Raw genomic sequence first — 22,432 nt, 5'->3', positions numbered from 1 at the left:
ACGAGAATCCAAAGTAATCCTCTAAATAGTTCGGACTGTGGCTAGGCGGCAAATGAGACTATCCCAAGGAGCATACATAAGTATGTGACTTGGGTTGTCGATTGCAGCCAACACCGCTACAGACCGAAATATGACGAGAATCCAAAGTAATCCTCTAAATAGTTCGGACTGTGGCTAGGCGGCAAATGAGACTATCCCAAGGAGCATACATAAGTATGTGACTTGGGTTGTCGATTGCAGCCAACACCGCTACAGACCGAAATATGACGAGGATATAAGCTTATGAAAAAAATCCCATGCACCCTTATGCGCGGCGGCACATCAAAAGGTGTATTTTTATTGGCGGACTCATTGCCAACTGATATCAAACAACGTGATGAATTAATTTTAGATATTATGGGTTCGGGTCATCCTTTGCAGATTGATGGCATTGGTGGAGGAAGCCCACAGACCAGTAAGGTCGCCATTATCAGTCGCTCTGAGCATCCTGATGCGGATGTTGATTATTTATTTGCCCAAGTTGCTATTACTGAGCGTATTGTCGATACTGCCCCAAATTGTGGCAACATGTTGTGTGCCGTTGGCCCTTTTGCCCTCGAAAAAGGGTTAGTCCCTATCACTGATAACGTGACTACCGTCCGCGTTCGTAATGTCAACACTGAAACCTTTGTCAATTCCACCGTACAGACCCCTGATGGTCAAGTACAATATGAAGGAAATACCCAAATTGCAGGTGTGCCAGGCAGTGCGGCGCCTATCGCCCTCACCTTTTTAAATGCTAGCGGTGCCAAAACGGGGAAATTATTACCAACGGGTAATGCCATTGATACCATTGATGGCATTGAAGTCAGCTGCATTGATATGGCGGTTCCCATCGTCTTAATCGATGCGCCACAATTAAATAAAACGGGTTATGAAAGTGCCGCAGAATTAGAATCCGACAACGCATTTATGCAACAACTCGAGTCAATTCGCATTAAAGCAGGTGCCATGATGGGGTTAGGTGATGTCACAAAAAAAGTGATCCCAAAACCCATTTTAATTTCGCCCGCTACCCAAGGCGGCACCATAAGCGTCCGTTATTTTATGCCGCAAAAATGCCACGGCGCACTGGCGGTGACTGGGGCAATTGCTATCGCCACCAGCACGATTTTGCCAGATAACATTGCACAGCGTTATGTTCAATCTGTGGATATGAAAAACATTGCGATTGAGCATTTAAGTGGCAAATTTGAAGTTACCCTGAACCAACAGGGGGATTCTCCTGAAGGGCTACAAGCATCAATAATTCGCACCGCACGTAAGCTTTTTGAAGGGGATGTGTTTGTGCTGTAATTGGGTTAACCTGCCCTGTTAATTGGGCAGGTTATTCAATGTTATCAATCGAATAAATCGACAAACTTCCCATTAATATAATAAGACACACGATATGCCTCATCGGGGGTAGGTAACTCTAACTTACCTGCCATACGCTCCATCACCTGTTCTGGTACGGCAAATTTCCGTTGTTGGTTTTGTTGACGCCACTGCTTATCAGGCACTTCTAAATACACAATGTGCACTTTCGCTTGGTAGCGAGCAAACAAGCTCACCATACTTTCGCGCAAAGACGCGCTGAGGGAGGTCGCATTCCAAATAAAATCCGTTTTTGTACGCAAAAACTGTTTGGCCTGCTCTTTGCCTTGCTGCGCCACCCAACCTTGCGCATTTCTGTCCGCAGGGCTAATTTTGTGCTCACGACGAATTTCATCAAGGCATACCATCTGAGTTTGTGGGTAAAATTGTTTCACAAAATGATCTTTACCCATGCCTGGTAAACCACACAACATGATGACTTCACTGCCTTCTTCCTCAAAAGGTTGATAGTCTGGCATCCCCCTTTGGTGATGGAAGTAATGAAAACGCCCCGCCAAAGAAGCAAACTCTTTCGGCTTATCCCAACACCCTTGCTCGCGGCAAAACAACTCGAACAACTCAATACGTGCTAATAATTCTGCTTTGTCTTCACAAATGCGACCTATCGCATCCGCCTTTGCTAACATGCACAATAATGACATCTCAACACGTAGCGAAGCGGCAAAGAGAGTGCGTTCTGGATCAGGTTTTTCCATCAACCATAAAGGTAAGCCGTGAAAACGGACAAGTGCCGCAATTTTTTCACGCACTGCAAATGGAGTATCTACTTGGCGAAACAAGATATTTCGTGCGGATAACTCCCCTTTTTTAGCATGCCCTGGTGAATGAATACGCCCTTCTTCGTCCTCCCGCGTTGTACTGCGTTTTTCCACATCGTGCAATAACGCTGCCGCCCAGACGATATTTTGTTTGGATTCAGAAAGCTGCTGATACTCTGGCAGACTTTCCAGTGCAGCAAGCACCATTTGGGTGTGAGTAGCCACATTGCCTTCAGCATGGTGCAACACGTCTTGCGGGACATTTTTCATATCCCGAACAAAATCAAACTGAGCTTCAAGTTGTGCCCAATCGCGGTTTTTAGTGAATTGCCAACTCATGATTGCTCTCCTTGCCGCTCAAATGCTAACTTTGCCCTTTGCCAATTGCGCTTCCAATGAATATCTGTTTTTACGTGGTTTTTGCGCACATATTTAAATACGTGAGAGATAAAATCATCCACATGAAAACCTTGGCTATCACGGCTAACAATTCCCTCCATACTACAGGCTTGACCTGTATGAGTATCATGGGCAATAAATTGGCTATCTAATGATGCTGCTGCTATTAATGAACGTGCATACTCTTGCTCAGTCATCTGTTTATTTACTGGCAATACAAGCTGTGGCACCGTAGGAAAATCAAACAGTGCTGCATAAAACTGCACTTCTTCCCAACTTAGCCAATACTCCCCTTGGCGCACTGCAAACACATAAAAATAATCTTCAATATGTTGATATTCAATGGAATGCACCGCATAGAGGTTTTCACCAAATAGCTCAATATTCCCTAAATCATCTTTAATCAATTGCCACCGCTGGCGAATTTGTTGGCTCCACGCAGATTGTGTTGGTGCGCCATGGGAGCGCGCAAAAACACCATGACGATTCAAACAATTGTTTTCGCCATCGAGTTTTTCTGTGTGAATTAGCGTATCGATATTTTGGATATGAGACCACCAATCACTGTTGATACGATCGTCGCTCGTCGTACCAGGTGAGAACGGATAATGATACGTTCTACCATACTTTCTTGATTGCATATTCATCATGCTTTCTCTAAAGAAATAGAAATCATCACAAACCTTTGCCAGATTTGCGTCTTTAAATATTGAGAAATCAAGTGTTGGTATTACATATCTATTCCGAGTGACGGCCTCATTTTTTGGATGCTAATAATGCCCTATTAGCCAATTAGAATTCAATTCAGGGGGATTTTAGTTCAACAGTCAAGATAAAGGCTATCAATATATTCCTAATATCAACCGAAATTGGCATTATGACGCCATTATTTGGCTATCATCAATGGCATATTTCACCACAACTTTATTACGATACAAGCAATTATCTTGTAATGTTACGGGTTCTTGGCCTTTAGTTGTCACTTTCTGCCAAATTTCATTGTGACGATAAACGATATTTTTTTCTCGAGTAAATTTATGATTTTTTTGGTAAATATGGTATTTCACATCACGAGGCTCGCTACATAATAACTTCCCTTCTAACTGGTGCTCCGCGATATTAAATACCAATTGAAAAGCGCTTTGTGTTGGGTTGTAAAATACCAAATCAATGTAGTTATAAAAGATGGCCGCACCTGAACCAAACGGTAATACACGGCCTTCATCTGGAAAAGGATCAAAACTGTGATTGGCTCTCTCAACGACTTGCAACGGCGAATGCAATATCATCCAGTGGATTAAATTGCTCAGTTGGCAGATCCCCCCGCCAATCCCAGAGCGAGCCTCACCAAAAGACAGTTCCATTCCTTCGACAAAACCACGGCGAGCCGTCGGCTTTCCAACTAAGCGGCAAAAAGAGAAATATTCCCCTGGATAAATGGTTATGCCATTCATGGCTTGCACCGCAATTCGTAAATTAATCACTTTGTTATGTTGCAGACGCAAATCTGAGTCACCCAATTTACGGATCAATTTAGAGGTGTGTTTGTTATAGCGATATTCAAGGCGTTCACTGGATTTCGCCTTCGAATAGTATTTAGAGGAAAATGCCCAGTGCAATCTTCGAGCCAGACGTTTTTGAGTCACACGCAGCCAGTAAAGAATAGGATGATATGAGGAAAACGGCCGACGCATAACAAAACCTTATTGATATAATTAACCAATAAATGATGTCACACCCGTTAATTTTCCAACATAGTAACTATCTGATAATTAGCAAGCCAATAATTCAATTGGCTACTTTGTATATTCTGGCAATTCAAGTTTCGATCTAGGGATTTACTTTTGATGCCAACAACGCCGCCACATTGAGATTATGCTTTAGCTAATGCACGCGGGTTATTCAATAGATTTTGCGTCTGTCGCTAGGCGGCAAAGAAAGCCAATCCCGAGGAGCATACATAAGTATGTGACTCGGGTTGACTTTTGAAACCAACAACGCGACAGACCAAAAGATGAAGAATAATCAGTAGAGACCGAGTACTGCACCAATAGCAAGTAAAAAGAAGCTAAACAACCAAATCCAGCCAAATGAGTAGCGCAAATGGCGTCCCATATCAATACCTGCTAACCCCATCGCTAGCCATGCTGCTGGTGAGAACGGGCTGACGAATGTTCCTGCATTATTGCCTATTGCCATCGCGTAGACTACTGAAGATGGGTCAACACCTACAGTACCCGCAATTTGTTGAATTATTGGCAACAGCGCAAAATAATAAGCATCTGTACTGGTGAAAATATCCATTGGTACACCGATAATCCCAACAAAAATATGAACTTTCGATACCCATTCCATTGGCAAGATAGCGGTTAAGTCCATCGCTATCGATTTCAACATACCACCTTCGGATAAAATGCCTAAAAATGCACCTGCGGCTAGAATAATAGCCACCATGCCTAGAGCCTGCGGCGCATGTTGTGACAGTACTTTCATTTGATCTTTCGGATTTGGAAAATTGACCATCAATGCTAGCGAAAGCGCTATCATGAAGACATAGGGGGCTGACAATAATCCAAATGCTAAACAGATAACTGACGCGATAATCAACCCACCGTTAATTAACGGTTTTTTAGGTTTATGAATTGTGTCCGTCACATCTGCCATATCATCACTAACGGGTAGCAAAGAATCCATTTCATACGGCGTGGTACCATTAAGTTTTGCAGCAGCAATACGACGTTTCTCACGCATTCCCATAATAACCGCAAATACAACGGCGCCGCCCATACCGATTAATTGAACAGGGATCAAATGCTGCCATAAAATAGAGGCATCTATACCCGTCACAGCTGAAGCTCGACCTAACGGGCCTCCCCAAGGAACCATATTCATAATCCCCATACTGGCACACATTAATAACAGCATTAAATATGGGCTCATACCAAGCTGACGATATAAAGGGAGTAGTGCAGGAATAATAATAAGGAATGTTGCTGCTCCTGAGCCATCTAAGTGCACAATACCCGCAATAAGTGTCGTCATAATACAGACAACAATAATGTTTCCCCGAGTCATTTTGACCATGATCCGAATTAACGGGTCAAAAATGTGCAAATCTTTCATCAAACTAAAGAACAAGATGGCGAATAAGAACATCGCGGCAACTTTGGAAACTTTATTAATACCACTTTCAAAAAAAACAGATATTTCTGCGATAGAATATCCTGCTAATAAAGCGCCGAGAAAGGGAATACACGACATTGCAATAATGGGGCTCACTTTCCCCATCATTAATAAGGTGACTATCGATACAATGATTAAAATACCAATAATTGTTAACACATGAGCTTCCTTCTTAGAATTATATTTTTCAGGTGAATGATTTTTATGTAATTAATTTGATAACCTTCAATATTCAACATTAATTATATTGAAGAATGAATTTACTCATTTCATTACGTATCAGTACCTTGCTTATATAAATCCTTTAGCCTACCCGCAAGTCTCATTGGCTATTTTTGCGGTAATAACAACTCATTTACACTTATTAAAATCACTATTTAAAATAAAAAAATAGCCAAACTCACTATTAGAACCATTAAAACCATAGTCGCCCATTAATGCCAAAGAGAATTGGTTATTAATTAGTTAATTAATAACATGTGGAATTATCGATATATATAATTTCTCATCACTATTTTATTTTAATTTTTCTATTATTTTTTTAAAAAAATTGTTGTTTTTTATGCAGGTTAGAAAGGAAAATCTGCTTTTTATCTCTTTGCTCAAATATGAATTAAATGACTTGATTTTTTTCTTTATCTCTCCTCTAAAAAAATACTGTTTTCAAATCAATACCACACCATCTCACAAAAATCGCTTATTGATTCAGGTATAATATTAGGATAACTAAAGGCTACAAATAGGGAATTCGCTAATGAGTCACCTTTTTTCTTCTGCAGCAATGGGTCTGGTTTCACTAAAAAATAGAATTATTATTCCACCGATGTGCCAGTATTCAGCTAATAATGGCTTACCAACAGCTTGGCATAGCGCACACTATATGAATCTGGCCTTATCTGGGGCGTCATTGGTGATCGTCGAGGCAAGTGCTATCGTGCCTGAAGGGCGGATTACCTATAAAGATCTTGGGCTATGGAATGACGAGCAAGCAACAGCCATGCAACAAATGCTCACTGATATTCGACAATATTCTGATGCTCGATTAGGTGTACAAATTGCCCATGCAGGCAGAAAAGCATCCTGTGATCTTCCATGGTTAGGGGGAAAAAGCCTCAGTAAAACGGATGCCCATGGTTGGCAAACTGTCGCGCCTTCCCCTCTCGCTTTTGGTAATAATCCCTTGCCACGGGAACTAACTACTGATGATATCCAAGAAATTAAACACCAATTTATTAATGCGGCAAAACGGGCCGAACAAGCTGGTTTTGACGTTATAGAGATCCACGCAGCTCATGGTTATTTATTGCATGAATTCTTATCTCCTATTTCAAACCAACGCCAAGACGAATATGGTGGAAGTTTCGAAAATCGCAGCCGCTTGCTAATTAATGTATTTCATGAGGTGCGTAAAGCTATCAGCCCTAATATTGCTGTTGGTGTACGTATTTCCGCAACGGATTGGTTAGATAATGGCTGGGATGTTCCCGAATCTATCGAACTGTGTGAACAATTAGAGGAACTCGGCTGTGATTATATTCACGTTTCTTCAGGAGGGCTTGCACCAGAACAACAAATCCCGCTAAGTCCTAATTATCAAGTGCCTTTAGCGCAAGCTATCCATGAACATAGCATGATGCCAGTTATTGCGGTTGGACTAATAACAGAACCGCTACAAGCAGAAGCGATTATTGCAACGCATCAGGCGGATTTTGTGGCCATTGGTCGTAGGATTTTATTTGAGCCCCGTTGGCCTTGGCGTGCGGCAACTGAGTTGAACGAGCAAATTAATGTAGCGCCGCAATATTTACGCAGTGCTCCCCACCAATTTAAAAATTTATTTAAATGATATAAGTACCCGCAGTGTTGGATAATTCACTGCGGGTTAGGCAATATTAACGCGCGTTTTGTGAACACTGTTGAACGAATTCAATCATTGTTTTTTGGAACTCAGGCTCTGCATTCCCTGATTTTTCCAATTCACCGTCCATACGTTTAAATTCACTTAAACCATATTTTTCAATCGTTTTATCGTATGCACAACCACAAATGGCGCTAATTGCTTTTGCAGTTTCGCCTTGTGGGTTACCTGAAGCCACCACACAAGTATTCACAAAATTTTCTTTGTATTCTGCAATTTCTGATTTTTCATCGGAGCATGCTGATAACACGCTCATCACACCCGCCATACCCAATATTAATACTAATTTTTTCATTTTTTGCCTATTCCCCATTCAGCTTTCAATGCATAAACAAATGACAATGCATGCTCTTGTTCAGTATTTTGCTATTTTGGGTAATTATTGTCTACTTTCAACACTATTAATCTTAATTTACAGAATAAGAATGTCTTATTAAGATTAATACCCTATCGATAAATCTTGCTATTAATCATAGTCGTTTTCTTTAAAAAAATCCGCAATCATTAATGTTTTTTTATCTATCAGTCTTATTTAGATAATGAGTTTGAACAACGCCAGCGGTAATAAAATAAAGAAAATAAAATCAGTATGCAGCCCACGATTTGAATTAGCGGCATACGTTCGTGATACCAGATGGCAGCAACAAAGACTGTCATTACAGGCTCTAAGATCATAATAATCGCTGCATTGGCTGCGGTGGTATTTTTTTGACCAACAAGTTGCAATACAAAGCGTAAGCTTGTCGCGATAACCACACTTGCCCCTAACCACATCACGGTTGGTGTGGTTAAACTTGTCGGCCATTCTTCTAAAAAGAATGAAAGCACCAAGGCCACAATCCCTGTTGTGGCTAACTGTATCGTTGTTAAAGGTAAAAGAGGCACCATTCGGGTATACAAACTGGTATAACAAAAATAAATCGCTTGAACGATAGCGGCACCTAAAAACCACAACTGGCTTGCTTTAAATTCAAGCTGCGCTTTAAATAGAGTTAAACAAGCTAGCCCAATAATCGCTACTGGCAACGCTTCCCAAAAATATCGGCTTGGTCGATTTTTCAAGATAACCCATGCGACTAAGGGAACAAATAACATCGCAAGGCTCATAATAAAAGCCCCTTCCCCAATAGAGTCAGTTATCGCAACCGCATGGATCCACAAAACTAAATTCAGTGCCATCCAACCGCCTGTCATTAATATTTTAGGGAGTTGCTTCAGTGGAATTCGATTTCTTTTTCCTTTGCAAAAAGGAAGCAATATAATAGCGGCAAGTAAAAAACGCGTTCCCAGAAAAGCGAAAACAGGCATACCTTGAACGGCTTCACGCGAAAAAACCCACCCCCAAGCGGCAATCATCGTGGTTAATACCAAGAAGAATTCAGCTTTCCTTTGTGAATACATGTTTCCCTCTACATAAATTTGATCGCGAGTTTATATATCATACTGGCTTTTACAACCAAACCAATTACATTTATGGTCTTTACCTACTTAACTTTAAATTAAAAATATCCCACCAAAAAATGTAAATATGACCTTTAAATTCCCCTTATTTCCCCTTAATGACGTTATTTCTATTTTTATCTACTCTTTTTTCTGGCAAAAACTCTAAGAACAAATGTTTCTCCGCCTAAATGGGGAAATAGGTAAAAAAACTCGACAATTTTTATTCACTTTTTATCTGCGATAATCATTTCATCGTAACAATTTCTTATATTACTTAACGCATTGCTGTTACTTATTACAACCAAGGTAAATTGCCATGATCATGAAAAATACTGTCTCAACGGACAACGATATGGTCAAAAAAGTTAAACTCGCTATTAAAACACGAAAATATGCTCATGCAGATGAAATCAATTTGTTATGGCAACATGCTCTGAATACCAAGGCCGTGATCAGCTGGAAAAAAATAATGTTAGTTTCGATTATCGTTAGCACAATTATCCTGATAATCAGTGCATTATAGCATTCAACGGACATAAAAAATCGGGCAATTATGCCCGACTTTTATTTATCCTCATGTTAGCCGCGTATTATTACCAGTAACCTAAGAATTTCCACCAGACACTACCAATAAAGAACCAAATAGCGAGGTTAACAACACTCATCACAAAACCTGTTTTCCACCATTCACCTAACGTTGCATACCCCGACCCGAAGATAATGGGTGCAGTACCTGTTCCATAATGGGTCAACGACATCATTAACGATGATGAGAATGCGAGTGTCAGTGCTAATAGCATTGGAGGCGCACCTAATGCTAAACCTGCAGAGAAAAACGCCGCATACATAGCGGTAATATGCGCAGTAGTACTCGCAAAGAAATAATGGGAGTAGACATAGATTAAAACAAGGATGAGCATACCCCATACCCAGCTAATCCCCATACTATCAATTGTGCTTCCGACAGTTAATGACATCCATTTAATTAGGCCTAATTTACCTAAGAAGCTCGCCATCATAACTAAAGCGGAGAACCAAACGACAGTGTCCCAAGCCCCTTTATTTTTCAATACGTCATCCCAATTAATCACGCCTGTTGCCAATAGAATACTGAGTCCAATAAAGGCAGCCGTTGTCGCATTAATACTATAAGCAGGCCCAAAGATCATCGCAGGTACACCAGCCCACATTAATAGCAGTAAGCCAAATACCCCTAAAGTGATCTTTTCAGGCAATGATACTGGCCCTAATTGTTGTAAACGTTCTTTTGCAAAATTAGGCGCATCAGGCGTTGAGGTGATTTCAGGTTTATACATAAAGTAAATAACGAGAGGCATTAAAATAAGCGAGACAATAGCAGGAACAAATGCCGCAATCGCCCACATTCCCCAAGTCAGCTCATTACTTTGGCTGGTTTCACTAATAATCAAACTGACGATTAACGGGTTTGGCGCTGTTGCCGTAATAAACATTGCCGATGTAATCGGATTAATATTATAGTTTACTAAAGAAAGATAGCGTCCTATTTTACCTGCCGTTCCATCTTCTGCTTTTGACCCAAAACTGTCAGATATTGAACGCATAATCGGGTGAATAATTCCCCCTCCTCGCGCAGTATTACTTGGTGTCACTGGGGCAAGAATTGTTTCTGCTATCGCAAGTGAATATGCAATTCCAATCGTTTTTTTACCAAACAATGAAATAACATAATAACCAATCCTTGCGCCTAAGCCTGTTTTATTCAAGCTCATAGAAACCATAATCGAGATACCGATTAACCAAATTAAATCATTTGAAAAACCACTTAATGCATCAGCAATAGCGCCTTTCGTTGATTCAGGGTTGGTGACTCCTGTTGCTGCAACTAGTGAAATAGCCACAATAGAAACCCCACCAATTGGCAAAGCTTTGCCAATAATAGCGGCGATTGTGCCGACAAATAGTGCCAAAAGATGCCAAGCATTGGGATTAACACCCTCAGGTACTGGAATTAAAAACCAAATGACAAGTGTGATTACAACTGCGATTAATGTTGGTACAGGTTTTAAAGGTGTAAGTTTATTCATAGAGTTATCCATACATGCCTAAAGATGGAAATACAGAGTATATTCAGATAATTATTTTGATTTACATCATCATGTTAACAATGTAGAACCTAAAAACTTTGATCGTTATCAGTTAGTTACTTTATTTCAGGAATAAAGTAACTTTTTTTTGTAAAATTTGGTTATTACTAACTTTCCAATAATGCTAATGCCATTATTGAATGCAAAAAATCCTTACTTGCTTTTAATAACACAAGAAAAATATTTACTCGCTAAATTGGTATTTTACATATTTATAATGTATTTAGGTCTATCGCATATAATAGCTCAATTTATTATCTTAATTTTCTTAATATACTAAAATTTCAATTTTTTTTATAATTTAACCTTGTTTTTTGTAGGCTGAATCGAATTAGTTACACTTTAGATATAAAAGAACACATTCTTTAGATATATACACATAATATTTCAATTACATTTACAGGTGAAAAAACACATGAGATGAATAAATAACCAATATTAGATTAAAAAACAAGCAATATGACTTATTATTTGATATACAATTATTACTTGAAATAATAATTTTTTTGTGCATTAAAAAATGTCCTTTTAGATATTCATATCTCATTCCATATTATTGTCTCTAATCTACCATTAATTACAGCACGCTTCTTAATATAACCATCGAGGAAATAAAATGACTACCAATAGCCAATACAGTAATAATTCTCAACCATCTTGCATTGTATTATGCACAACCAATAGTCAAGAGAGTGCAATTAAAATCGCACAATACCTTTTAGATAACCAGTTAGCTACTTGTGTTTCTTTATTGCCTGAAATAATATCTTTATACCTTTGGCAAGGTAATATCACAAAAGATAAAGAAGTTTTACTACTAATTAAAACAACACAATCTAATCAACTCAGCATTTTTGAGGCGATAAAAAAAATACATCCCTATGAAACACCTGAATTAATAAGGCTTGACCCAAGTCAGGTTGAGGATAACTATTTACAATGGCTAATTAATTCCGTCAAATAATACTCTACTCAAATGATTTTTAAAAATTTTTTCCATTATTAATCAACATTTGATGTATTTTTGGAAAATAATTCATCTGGTCGGGTATGGTTTACATTCAATCAGTGATATATAAGTAGACTCGCTTTATATTTATTTTCCCTCCTTATCTTTTTTGGGAGGTTTTTTTTGCCCATTTTTAGTGTTTTCTCCCCCCCCAGTAATTGAAATAAAAAACCATACTAAATTAACTTTTTAAAATTTTGAATTTTAAATTAATTTTGATTGATAATATACAAAAAAACACTATATTATTTTACATAATATAAATTCATTAAATAAAAGTGAGAAAAAAATGTCTAAATACAATGACGTTACCCAACATATCAGTAAACACCTTCCGGAATTAGGTAAACATATTCCTGACGTTATGAAACACTTTTCGGGACTTGTGAGTACTGGCGTACAAGATGGTGCCCTTGATAAAAAAACCAAAGAGCTTATCGCTATTGGGATCGCAGTTGCAAACCGCTGCGATGGCTGCATTGGTTTTCACACCAAAACATTAGTTGAACTAGGCGTAACAGAACAAGAGTTAGCTGAAGCACTCGGCGTTGCTATCTTCATGGGTGGTGGCCCATCTGCCATGTATGCAGCTGAAACTATTAGTGCATACAAAGAGTTTTCAGCCAAATAAATAATGACTGTGATATTGCCTTAAATTTCATAATCTAAGGCAATTGAATTGGCCACTTAGAAAGTCGCCTCAAGTCCCAGTCTGAACGTCCTTCCTGGAATTGGCATATAAATAACAGTACCTGGGTCAAACGCATAGCGATTGGTTAGGTTATCAATATTGAAATTCACATGAAGATTTTTTTGAATAGAATACTTCCCTAATAAATCAAAAGTCGTGGTTGCATGTAACTTAGTGACAGGGGCAGCGGCTGTTCCCGCTAACCATTTCTGTGGGTATTCCTTGCCTGCATTATAACGCACACGTAAGCCTGTTTGTAATTTCTGATCAAACATTTTCACCCCCACGATTCCAGAGACGACCTTTTTCGGTGGGAGACGCGATGGTGATAATCCCCATGCAAACCCAACTGAGTTACAAGCAGCGGGTAAGTTGCCTAATTCCATTTCATCACGAGAACAAAGCTCTGAATTGTTATAGAAAGTCGCATCTAACGAGCCGAAAGCATAATTAGAGTCATATTTCGCTTCAATTTCATAACCTGAAAGCTTGAAACTATCGTAGTTTTTCATGACAACATAAGGTGAATAGACCCCCGTTGGGTTTACCCCTTGGGAAAGATAGCCTTTAATATCATTATTAAAGTACCCCACCCGTAAGCCAGCAGTATCTTCATCAAAAATCAGGTTATTTTTTTCAAAATCAATTCCAACCTCAAATGATTTTGCATGCTCTGGTTTAAGTGGCACATCGGGTGTATAAGAATACGTTTGCCCAGAAACTGTGGTTTCAAATAGGCTTGGCTCACGGTAACTGTCTGAATACTTAGTATAGACATCCAACTCATCAGTCACATGAAAACGCACTTCACCTAAAAAATCATTTTTCGGGCCATAACTAATGCTTTTCCCTAACACATGGTCATCGACATCAAAAGAATGAATACGCCAACCTGCCAATGTACTAATCCACTCACCTTTATATTCCATATTGGTAAATGCCGACGTATTTTTTCCTTTTGCATTGCGTGTTACTGGCGTTAACTCCTCACCAGGGATCGTACCTTCTGGAGTCCATATCGGTTGGTATGTTTTGGTTAACGGCTTCGTTTTTTGTTCCATAAATTCCACGCCGTAAGTCACATTAATAGGGTAATTTGCAAACTCAGAAGTATTTTCTAAGTTAAAGCCCATGCGTTCATCGGTATAACGATGCTGATATTGGTTGCCATAATGTGCAGTAACATCATCGGTCGTGCCATTACGTTGCTTAAATTTACCTTTTGTCCACCACAAACCTAAATTCATATCCACCCACAATGAATCAGGTTTATAGGAATAATTCAATGATGCGGTATCGATATCTGCCGTTCCGAGTGACCACTGTGGCATTTTCCCGTCAGATTGATACCAATATGCAGCTAAAACTTCCCCTGCTTTTTGTTCATGACGGCGGTAATTTAATTCGATACTTGAATAAGGGTTAATATAGATATTGGTTTTTAACAGCGTTGATTGACTTTCATAACTGGTATTGACCACCTCTTGCCCAGGTTTTATGGGGGCATCTGTAGTTGAATATTTATGGTAGCCATTCTTCCCTGCCAAAAAGTTGCCTTGCTTTCTATCACTGTGAGCAATCAGTACATCGAATTTCTCATTTCGATACGCCATTCCCACTGTCACTGAACCATTATTAAAGTGAGAATTTTTAATCCCATTCGATAAGCGGTACTGTGATTCGTTTTTTTCATCTGATGCCACTGATGGACGGCGATTATTATTGTAAATATTCCCTTTAAATAAAAAACCGAATTGGTCACCTTGGGGGATAATACTATTCGCCGATAAGGTTTTTAATTTCACCGTTCCCCCGATAGCACCACCAGAGAATTTACTCATCGACGCCCCCTTTTCAATATTGATAGTATCGACCAAATCCATATCAATATAGGTTCTGTCCGTACTGCCTTGGTAGCCTCGCCATGTATTGGTAGATTGCAAGCTGCCATCAATAATAATCGGCACTCGCCCATTACCTTGCAAACCACGAATACCGATATCCAATGCACCCGCTTCATTTCGAGCATTATTAACCTGTAATGAACTTTCATTCGCAAATATATCGGAATTGGTTGTTCCTCGAACCGTTGAAACATCTTTGGTATCGATTTGTTTGCTATTCGACTTTATTTTACTGGCAGTGACCGTCAGTTTATCTTTCTGAGGTGTAGTTTGAGTTTCATCCGCAAATGCCGCACTTGATGAACAAATAACAAGTAAGCTAATTATTTTTTTATTTTGAAATATCATTTAAGTAATGCCTTCATTAATTAATGATTATTTTATTGAGACAATAAAACCCCGTACGGGCAGAGTTATATATCCCTACTGCCATACTGGAATTCATGAATTTTATTGTAGGTTTATATGTTACGCTTTAAATGAAGCCAACAGAAAAACCTTATTTATTGAATGGTTACGTGCCTATTCCCCCTATGAATGCAATAACCATTGAAATATACACCAATGATAATAATGATCAGGATAATAATGAATATCATTTGCATTATTATTATCATTAAATTGTTTATTAATAAAATCTTTATTCAAACGTAAAAAAAGCGACAATACTCAACGTATCGTCGCTTAAGGGAATTAAATGACCGCTAGTAGCTTAATATAATGCGTTATTTCTGAGGCTCCCTCCGAACAGGAGCGCCATCCGCTACATAATATTCTGCATCACTTGCTGCTAATGGAGAGCGATGACGAATTTTATCTGCAATTTTTTCGGCAATCATAATGGTCGTTGCATTCAAATTTCCCGTAATAATAAGCGGCATAATCGACGCATCGACTACTCGTAAGCCACTAAGCCCATGTACACGCCCTGAACCATCCACCACTGCCATATCATCATTGCCCATTTTACAGGTTCCGCAGGGATGAAATGCCGTTTCGGCTCGTTCCCGAACGAATGCGTCGAGTTCTTCATCCGTTTGAATGTGCTTACCAGGGCTAATTTCCTCTCCCCGATAAGGGTCAAGTGCTGGCTGCGCCATGATTTCTCGCGTGATACGTATTGCTGCGCGGAACTCTTCCCAATCCTGCTTTGATGACATGTAATTAAATAAAATGCTTGGGTGTTGACGCGGGTCTAATGAGGCTAAACGGACTCGGCCGCGACTTGGTGAGCGCATTGAACCCACATGAGCTTGAAAACCATGTAAATTTACCGCATTACTGCCGTTATAATTTATTGCTACAGGCAAAAAATGGAACTGAATATTCGGCCATGCAAATTTATCGCTGGTGCGTATAAAACCCCCAGCTTCGAATTGATTACTCGCGCCAATCCCTGTGCCTTTAAATAACCACTGTGCACCAATCATCGGTTGGTTATACCATTTTAATGCGGGGTATAAAGAGACAGGCTGTTTGCATTCATATTGCAAATACATCTCAAGGTGATCTTGCAAGTTTTGCCCAACACCTTCTAATACATGCACTTTTTCAATATTAAATTCATCTAATACCTCTTCGGGGCCAACGCCTGAGCGCTGCAAAATTTGCGGGGAAGCTATTGCACCTGCACATAAAAGCACTTCCTTTTGCGCTTTTACCGTTATTGCCGTCGTGCTGTCACCTTGGTAATATTTGGCCCCTATCGCCTTTTTCCCTTCAAACTCAATGATATCTGTTGTTGCATGCGTCACGATTGTCAGGTTTTTTCGCCCTTTAGCTTGGTCTAAATAACCACGGCCTGTACTCGCACGTCGCCCTTGTGGTGTAACAGTGCGATCCATTGGGCCAAAACCTTCCTGTTGGTAACCATTTAAATCGTCAGTTCTTGGATAACCCGCTTGTACGCCAGCCTCCACCATCGCTTTAAACAGCACATTATTACCCGTTTTTGGTGTTGCGACACTCACAGGGCCATCTCCGCCGTGATAATCATTTGGCCCAATATCGCGGCTTTCTGCTTTACGAAAATAGGGTAAGCAATCAAGATAGCGCCAATCTTCAAGGCCTGGTGCTTGGGCCCAGCCATCAAAATCCATCGCATTTCCACGGATATAGCACATGCCATTAATTAACGAAGAGCCACCAAGCCCCTTTCCGCGGCCACATTCCATACGACGATGATTCATATGAGGTTCTGGGTCAGTTTCGTACGCCCAGTTGTAACGACGCCCTTGCAACGGATACGCCAATGCGGCTGGCATTTGTGTGCGAAAGTCGAGCCGATAATCTGGCCCTCCTGCTTCTAGGAGCAGCACAGTAACTTCAGGATCTTCTGTCAGGCGTGTAGCAAGAACGTTACCGGCTGAACCAGCACCGATAATAATATAGTCATAGACCATTGTTATCTCCTCTGTTTCAGTCAAATTAAAATGATGTGATTAGAAAACGGATGAAAACTCCCCAAGTTCAATTTGAATGGATTTGATTTGTGTGTAGTTTTGCAGCGTTATGATGCCATTTTCGCGACCAACACCTGAGTGCTTATAGCCCCCCACTGGCATTTCTGCTGGGGATTCCCCCCATGTATTGACCCAGCAAATACCTGCTTCTAACTGATGGATAACACGATGAGCACGTGTTAAGTCCTGCGTGACAATGCCCGCGGCTAGCCCATAGACGGAATGATTTGCACGCGCAATAACTTCATCTTCAGTTTGGTAACTTAAAATACTCATCACTGGGCCAAAGATCTCTTCTTGTGTAATTTGCATTTCATCACGGCAATCCGTAAAGACAGTCGGTGCCACATAGGCGCCCTTAGCAAAATCCCCTTCAACAAGACGCTCACCGCCACACAATAACCGTGCCCCTTGTTGCTTACCTAATTCAATGTAACGTAATACATTTTCCATATGAGGAAAGCTAACTAATGGCCCAAAATTGGTTTCTTCTACAATCGGTGAACCAATCTTAATTCGTGCAACCCGCTCTACAATTTTCGCTTCAAATTGCGTTTTGAGAAATTCAGGGATAAACACGCGGGTTCCATTGGTGCAAACTTGACCTGAGCTGTAAAAGTTGGCCATCATGGCAATATCCGCTGCTTTATCTAAGTCTGCATCATCAAAGATAATTAACGGGGATTTGCCACCCAACTCCATGGTGACCTCTTTTAAGGAAGAGGCAGAAGCGTTGGCCATCACTTTTTTCCCTGTCGCTATCCCGCCCGTGAATGACACTTTTGCAATTTCTGGGTGTTCCGTGAGCCACTGCCCGACTTCCCCTCCCTTACCCGTTACCACGTTAAATACCCCCGCAGGGACACCCGCTTGCGTATAAATCTCAGCAAGTTTAAGCGCAGTTAACGACGTCACTTCACTGGGTTTAAAAATCATCGCATTGCCCGCCGCAAGTGCAGGGGCTGATTTCCACAACGCAATTTGAATCGGGTAATTCCACGCGCCAATCCCAGCGACGACCCCCAAAGGTTCACGGCGTGTATAGGCGAATGAACTTTCCCGCAATGGAATTTGTTGTCCTTCAAGAGCTGGAATAAGGCCTGCATAATATTCAAGGACATCAGCTCCCGTCACAATGTCCACATATCGAGTTTCAGAAAGTGGCTTTCCTGTATCAAGGGTTTCAAGGTAGGCGAGTTCATCATTGCGTTCTCGTAAAATATCGACCGCACGACGTAAAATTCGCGAACGTTCCATTGCCGTCATTGCCGCCCACACTTTTTGCCCTTGTTTGGCACTTTCCACTGCCCACTGAATATCTTCTTGGCTAGCCGATTGGAGATTGGCAATCACCTCACCATTGGCAGGGTTGATCGTGGGAAATTGGTCGCACTGTGGTTGCGAGCTATCAATATAACCACCATGAATGTATAGCTGATGTAGTGGTGGGTTCTTCATACTATCTCCTGTAAAATTATTTTAGGTTTGAGCTTCGTGTACCTCGCCGAGTTTCATTTCGATATACTCATTCGTTATTGTTAACGCATCGGAAACAGGGAAGGTTTCGTTACTTAACGCACTACGCAACCACAGTCCATCAATAAGTGCCGCAAGGCCTTTAGCTGCCATTCGCGCCTCATTTTTTGCCAGCACGCGCCCAAATTCATAACTTAAATTTGAATATAAACGTCGGTCATTGACCTGCTGTAAACGATTTAAACTTGGCTGGTGCATGCTACTTGCCCAAAACGCGAGCCACGTTTTCATTGCCGCCTCGCTCGTCTGTGTTGGGTCAAAGTTACCCTCCACAATGGCTTGAATACGCGATTTAGCGTCTGCACCCGTTAACATTCTCAAACGCATCGCAACGGCAAAGCCCAATTGATATTGAATATGTCGCATAGTCGCTTCGAGTAGACCGTTTTTATCACGAAAATAATGGCTAATAATTCCCGTGGAAACACCCGCTTTACGTGCAATTAATACAAAGCTGGCCTCTTGCATTCCAACCTCATTAATTACCGCTAACGTTGCCTGAATTAATTGCTGTTTACGTATCGATTGAATACCTATTTTCGGCATGAGCTCTTAACCTAAAAACACATTGTCTCCATTTATTAAACGTTTTTTTAATTGAATGTTCAATCAATATTAACTACCATTTGTCACAATTAATTCACAATTTCACGGAGGGGAATAGGATAAAATAGGGTTAACTTGCTTAAATTTCAATTAATTAGCAAGAATAATAATTTTTCACCTGTTAAATAAATAAAAATGTGGAACTGCCGATGACAACTCTCAATAGTTCGAAAAATCAGCAGAAAGACAAATTAAATTCTGTGGTTTTTTTCACTTCCGCGGGTCTAATACTCGCGTTTTCTTTTTTCACCATCTTAATGACCGAAACAGCAAACCAATGGATCGTCGCTACCCTTGGTTGGGTATCAAAAACCTTTGGTTGGTATTACCTGTTAGCTGCAACGTTATACATAGTGTTCGTCATTTTTGTCGCAACATCTCGTTTCGGAAATATCAAACTTGGGCCAGAACAATCCAAACCTGAATTTAGCATGCTAAGTTGGTCAGCCATGTTATTTGCTGCAGGGATAGGGATTGATTTAATGTTTTTCTCCGTGGCAGAGCCTGTCACACAATATATGCTACCGCCAACAGGCGAAGGCCAAACATTAGAAGCAGCTCGTCAGTCGATGGTGTGGACACTGTTCCACTATGGCCTAACGGGCTGGTCAATGTATGCTTTAATGGGAATTGCATTAGGCTACTTTAGTTACCGCTATAATTTACCCCTAACGATCCGTTCCGCTCTTTATCCAATATTTGGCAAGCGTATTGATGGCCCAATCGGCCATACTGTCGATATCGCCGCCGTTTTGGGGACTATTTTTGGAATTGCCACCACCCTGGGGATCGGCGTCGTCCAGCTAAATTATGGCTTAAAAGTCCTATTTGATTTACCACAAGGGTTAACCGTACAAAGTGGCTTAATTTTCCTTTCCGTTGTGATGGCCGTGATATCCGCCACATCAGGGGTCAATAAAGGCATACGGGTATTGTCCGAACTTAATGTCCTACTCGCTTTAGGGCTGATTTTATTTATATTATTTGTTGGTGATACCGAATTCTTACTCAATGCACTCGTGTTAAATGTCGGAGACTACGTTAACCGCTTTATGGGGATGACACTCAACAGCTTCGCATTTGACCGCCCAACGGATTGGATGAATAGCTGGACCCTGTTTTTCTGGGCATGGTGGGTAGCATGGTCTCCATTTGTCGGGTTATTCCTCGCGCGTATTTCACGGGGGCGAACAATCCGCCAGTTTGTGATTGGCACCTTAATTATTCCGTTTGTTTTCACTCTATTATGGCTATCCATTTTTGGTAATAGTGCTTTGTATGAAATTATTCACGGAAATAGCGAACTCGCAAAAACGGTCTTGGAAGCCCCTGAAAAAGGGTTCTATTCCCTCCTTGAACTTTATCCTGGATTTGGCCTAACCGCTTCACTTGCCACGATCACTGGGTTGCTTTTCTACGTCACCTCCGCAGATTCTGGCTCACTGGTACTGGGGAATTTCACGTCAAAACTCAGTGACATCAATAATGATGCCCCTAATTGGTTACGTATTTTTTGGTCAGTCGCCATTGGCTTACTCACATTAGGTATGCTGATGACCGATGGTGTTGCTGCATTACAAAACACCACGGTCATTATGGGGCTCCCCTTTAGCTTTGTGATTTTCTTTATTATGGCAGGCTTGTATAAATCATTAAAAGTGGAGGATTTTAGACGAGTCAGTTCCTTAAATACCAATGCGCCCGCGCCACTGTATGGCAACGGCACATTAAACTGGAAACAGCGTTTAGGCCGTGTCATGAACTTCCCAGGAACCTCTTATACGCAAAGAATGTTGGACTTAGTATGCATCCCTGCGATGCAAGACGTGGCGAAAGAGCTGAGTTTAAGGGGAGCGAAGGTCGAATTTAGCATTCTTCCCCCCATTTCCGATGAACGGTTAGACCATCTAGAGCTCACTGTTGACTTGGGTGAAGAGCAAAGCTTTATTTACCAAGTGTGGCCACAACGTTATTCCGTTCCTGGTTTTACCTATCGTGCCCGTTCAGGGAAATCCCATTATTTCCGTTTAGAAACCTTTTTATGGGAAGGTTCGCAAGGAAACGATTTAATGGATTACACTAAAGAGCAGGTTATTAGTGATATTCTCGATCAATATGAAAAACATATGAATTTCATTCATTTGAGTCGAGAATCTCCCGGGGCAACTCTCACATTTCCTGAATCTGTATAACCCCAAATAAACAAGGGAGCTTATTGCTCCCTCATAATTTAATAATTAATGGTTCAACAATTAATTATACCGACCCGCTTGTTCCAACATCTTTTTCATTTGCTGGCGATCGTTCATCCATGGCGTTGCACTCGGGCATCCAGCTCCCGTTGGGTTAACATCACAAACATTGAAATGCCTAAACAAGGCATTTTCGTCGGCGTCACGCTGCTCAAGTAAAGCTTGATAACTTTGTTCTTCTGGCGAAAGTTTCTTTTTGGGATCAAAGACAAACTTCTGTTCTGCCTGTAATTTTTTAACCCCTTGGTAGTCTTTATCAAACTGGCGATCAACGGGTGATTTCTCTTTAAAGGTAAAGTCGCTGGCAAAGCCGCAAGAAGTGAAACTAAGAAAGATAATAAAAATAGCCTTTTTAAACATAAAGATACCCTACTGTTTCGATAAGTTTACATTATACGCACAACAGTAGTACCGTATAAAAAATAATTAAATACTAATTTATAATAATATTATTATTCAAATAGATAATTCACATTAGCTATAAAATCAATTGATTGATATAAATTTTATTAAGAATATAGAATTTACGCAGCATTAATCTTCAATCACTTATTAAAGTCTGTTATTACAATCTATTAGGTCCCTGCAATTTTTTAATCTTGCTAGAAATCGTCCGAGCCGAAAATAGGCGGTAAGTAAAAACAGACCGATGAGCTGATTCTGCTGTCTGAGACTGTAACCTAGTAGATTACTAACAATTTTTAATCTTGTTCCATTCGCTATTTTTTA

The 22,432-nt window shown here is 40.4% G+C and carries 18 protein-coding genes; 6 read left to right on the top strand and 12 right to left on the bottom strand.

The features are described 5' to 3' along the window. Positions 1-282: 282 nt before the first annotated feature. Positions 283-1,335, top strand: a complete 1,053-nt coding sequence (locus M1F05_RS07435; protein ID WP_206083912.1) for a 4-oxalomesaconate tautomerase — start codon at positions 283-285, stop codon at positions 1,333-1,335. A gap of 44 nt (positions 1,336-1,379) precedes the next feature. Here the strand turns inward: M1F05_RS07435 and M1F05_RS07430 are convergent, their stop codons facing one another. The 4 genes from M1F05_RS07430 to M1F05_RS07415 all read right to left on the bottom strand — a co-directional run bounded on the left by M1F05_RS07430 (position 1,380) and on the right by M1F05_RS07415 (position 5,915). After that, complete coding sequence (locus M1F05_RS07430) at positions 1,380-2,513, bottom strand: AAA family ATPase (RefSeq protein WP_206083911.1); 1,134 nt, start codon at positions 2,511-2,513, stop codon at positions 1,380-1,382. After that, positions 2,510-3,220 carry an RNA ligase family protein gene (locus M1F05_RS07425; RefSeq protein WP_206083910.1) on the bottom strand — a complete coding sequence of 237 codons (711 nt, stop codon included), beginning with the start codon at positions 3,218-3,220 and terminating at the stop codon, positions 2,510-2,512. Before M1F05_RS07425 ends, M1F05_RS07430 begins: the two co-directional genes overlap by 4 nt. A 228-nt stretch (positions 3,221-3,448) precedes the next feature. Further along, complete coding sequence (locus M1F05_RS07420) at positions 3,449-4,267, bottom strand: VanW family protein (protein ID WP_206083909.1); 819 nt, start codon at positions 4,265-4,267, stop codon at positions 3,449-3,451. A gap of 331 nt (positions 4,268-4,598) precedes the next feature. Then, complete coding sequence (locus tag M1F05_RS07415) at positions 4,599-5,915, bottom strand: CitMHS family transporter (protein ID WP_206083908.1); 1,317 nt, start codon at positions 5,913-5,915, stop codon at positions 4,599-4,601. 595 nt (positions 5,916-6,510) lie between these two features. Here M1F05_RS07415 and M1F05_RS07410 point away from each other — a divergent pair. Next, a complete protein-coding gene (locus tag M1F05_RS07410) occupies positions 6,511-7,602 on the top strand; it encodes an NADH:flavin oxidoreductase/NADH oxidase (protein WP_206083907.1) in 1,092 nt (363 codons plus the stop codon). Between the two features lie 46 nt (positions 7,603-7,648). Here the strand turns inward: M1F05_RS07410 and M1F05_RS07405 are convergent, their stop codons facing one another. Together M1F05_RS07405 and M1F05_RS07400 are read right to left on the bottom strand one after the other, a co-directional pair. Continuing rightward, positions 7,649-7,969 (bottom strand): hypothetical protein, encoded by a 321-nt coding sequence (locus M1F05_RS07405; protein ID WP_206083906.1) that lies wholly within the window; start codon positions 7,967-7,969, stop codon positions 7,649-7,651. 233 nt (positions 7,970-8,202) lie between these two features. Then, positions 8,203-9,075, bottom strand: coding sequence for a DMT family transporter (locus M1F05_RS07400; protein ID WP_206083905.1), 873 nt, complete (start codon positions 9,073-9,075; stop codon positions 8,203-8,205). 358 nt (positions 9,076-9,433) lie between these two features. Between M1F05_RS07400 and M1F05_RS07395 the strand changes: the two genes are divergently transcribed. Further along, positions 9,434-9,640, top strand: a complete 207-nt coding sequence (locus tag M1F05_RS07395; protein WP_206083904.1) for a 3-oxoacyl-ACP synthase — start codon at positions 9,434-9,436, stop codon at positions 9,638-9,640. Between the two features lie 70 nt (positions 9,641-9,710). On the opposite strand, the gene M1F05_RS07390 is transcribed toward M1F05_RS07395, so the two are convergent. Beyond that, positions 9,711-11,183: an anion permease gene (locus M1F05_RS07390; protein ID WP_206083903.1), complete on the bottom strand. Its 1,473-nt coding sequence runs from the start codon at positions 11,181-11,183 to the stop codon at positions 9,711-9,713. 676 nt (positions 11,184-11,859) lie between these two features. On the opposite strand from M1F05_RS07390, the gene cutA reads away from it, so the two are divergent. Together cutA and M1F05_RS07380 are read left to right on the top strand one after the other, a co-directional pair. Next, entirely contained in the window at positions 11,860-12,207 is a 348-nt protein-coding gene (gene cutA / locus M1F05_RS07385; RefSeq protein WP_206083902.1) for a divalent-cation tolerance protein CutA, read from the top strand. A 334-nt stretch (positions 12,208-12,541) separates the two neighbouring features. Then, positions 12,542-12,883, top strand: a complete 342-nt coding sequence (locus M1F05_RS07380; RefSeq protein WP_206083901.1) for a carboxymuconolactone decarboxylase family protein — start codon at positions 12,542-12,544, stop codon at positions 12,881-12,883. A gap of 56 nt (positions 12,884-12,939) precedes the next feature. Here M1F05_RS07380 and M1F05_RS07375 read toward each other — a convergent pair whose 3' ends face one another. From M1F05_RS07375 to betI, 4 genes are all read right to left on the bottom strand, one after another. Further along, positions 12,940-15,195 (bottom strand): TonB-dependent receptor domain-containing protein, encoded by a 2,256-nt coding sequence (locus M1F05_RS07375; protein ID WP_206083900.1) that lies wholly within the window; start codon positions 15,193-15,195, stop codon positions 12,940-12,942. A gap of 377 nt (positions 15,196-15,572) precedes the next feature. Further along, entirely contained in the window at positions 15,573-17,249 is a 1,677-nt protein-coding gene (betA, locus tag M1F05_RS07370; RefSeq protein ID WP_206083899.1) for a choline dehydrogenase, read from the bottom strand. Positions 17,250-17,288: 39 nt separating this feature from the next. Next, positions 17,289-18,767: a betaine-aldehyde dehydrogenase gene (gene betB, locus M1F05_RS07365; protein ID WP_206083898.1), complete on the bottom strand. Its 1,479-nt coding sequence runs from the start codon at positions 18,765-18,767 to the stop codon at positions 17,289-17,291. A gap of 21 nt (positions 18,768-18,788) precedes the next feature. Then, the gene (gene betI, locus M1F05_RS07360) at positions 18,789-19,391 is read right to left on the bottom strand and encodes a transcriptional regulator BetI (protein ID WP_206083897.1); all 603 of its coding nucleotides are present in this window, start codon (positions 19,389-19,391) and stop codon (positions 18,789-18,791) included. A 209-nt stretch (positions 19,392-19,600) separates the two neighbouring features. Between betI and M1F05_RS07355 the strand changes: the two genes are divergently transcribed. Beyond that, the gene (locus tag M1F05_RS07355) at positions 19,601-21,643 is read left to right on the top strand and encodes a choline transporter (RefSeq protein WP_206083896.1); all 2,043 of its coding nucleotides are present in this window, start codon (positions 19,601-19,603) and stop codon (positions 21,641-21,643) included. Positions 21,644-21,703: 60 nt separating this feature from the next. Here M1F05_RS07355 and M1F05_RS07350 read toward each other — a convergent pair whose 3' ends face one another. Then, entirely contained in the window at positions 21,704-22,063 is a 360-nt protein-coding gene (locus M1F05_RS07350) for a hypothetical protein (protein ID WP_206083895.1), read from the bottom strand. Positions 22,064-22,432: the final 369 nt, after the last annotated feature.

It is taken from the genome of Providencia sp. PROV252 (genome assembly GCF_033676005.1).
Lineage (GTDB): Bacteria > Pseudomonadota > Gammaproteobacteria > Enterobacterales > Enterobacteriaceae > Providencia > Providencia vermicola.
This window is presented reverse-complemented; position numbering and strand designations above follow the sequence as displayed.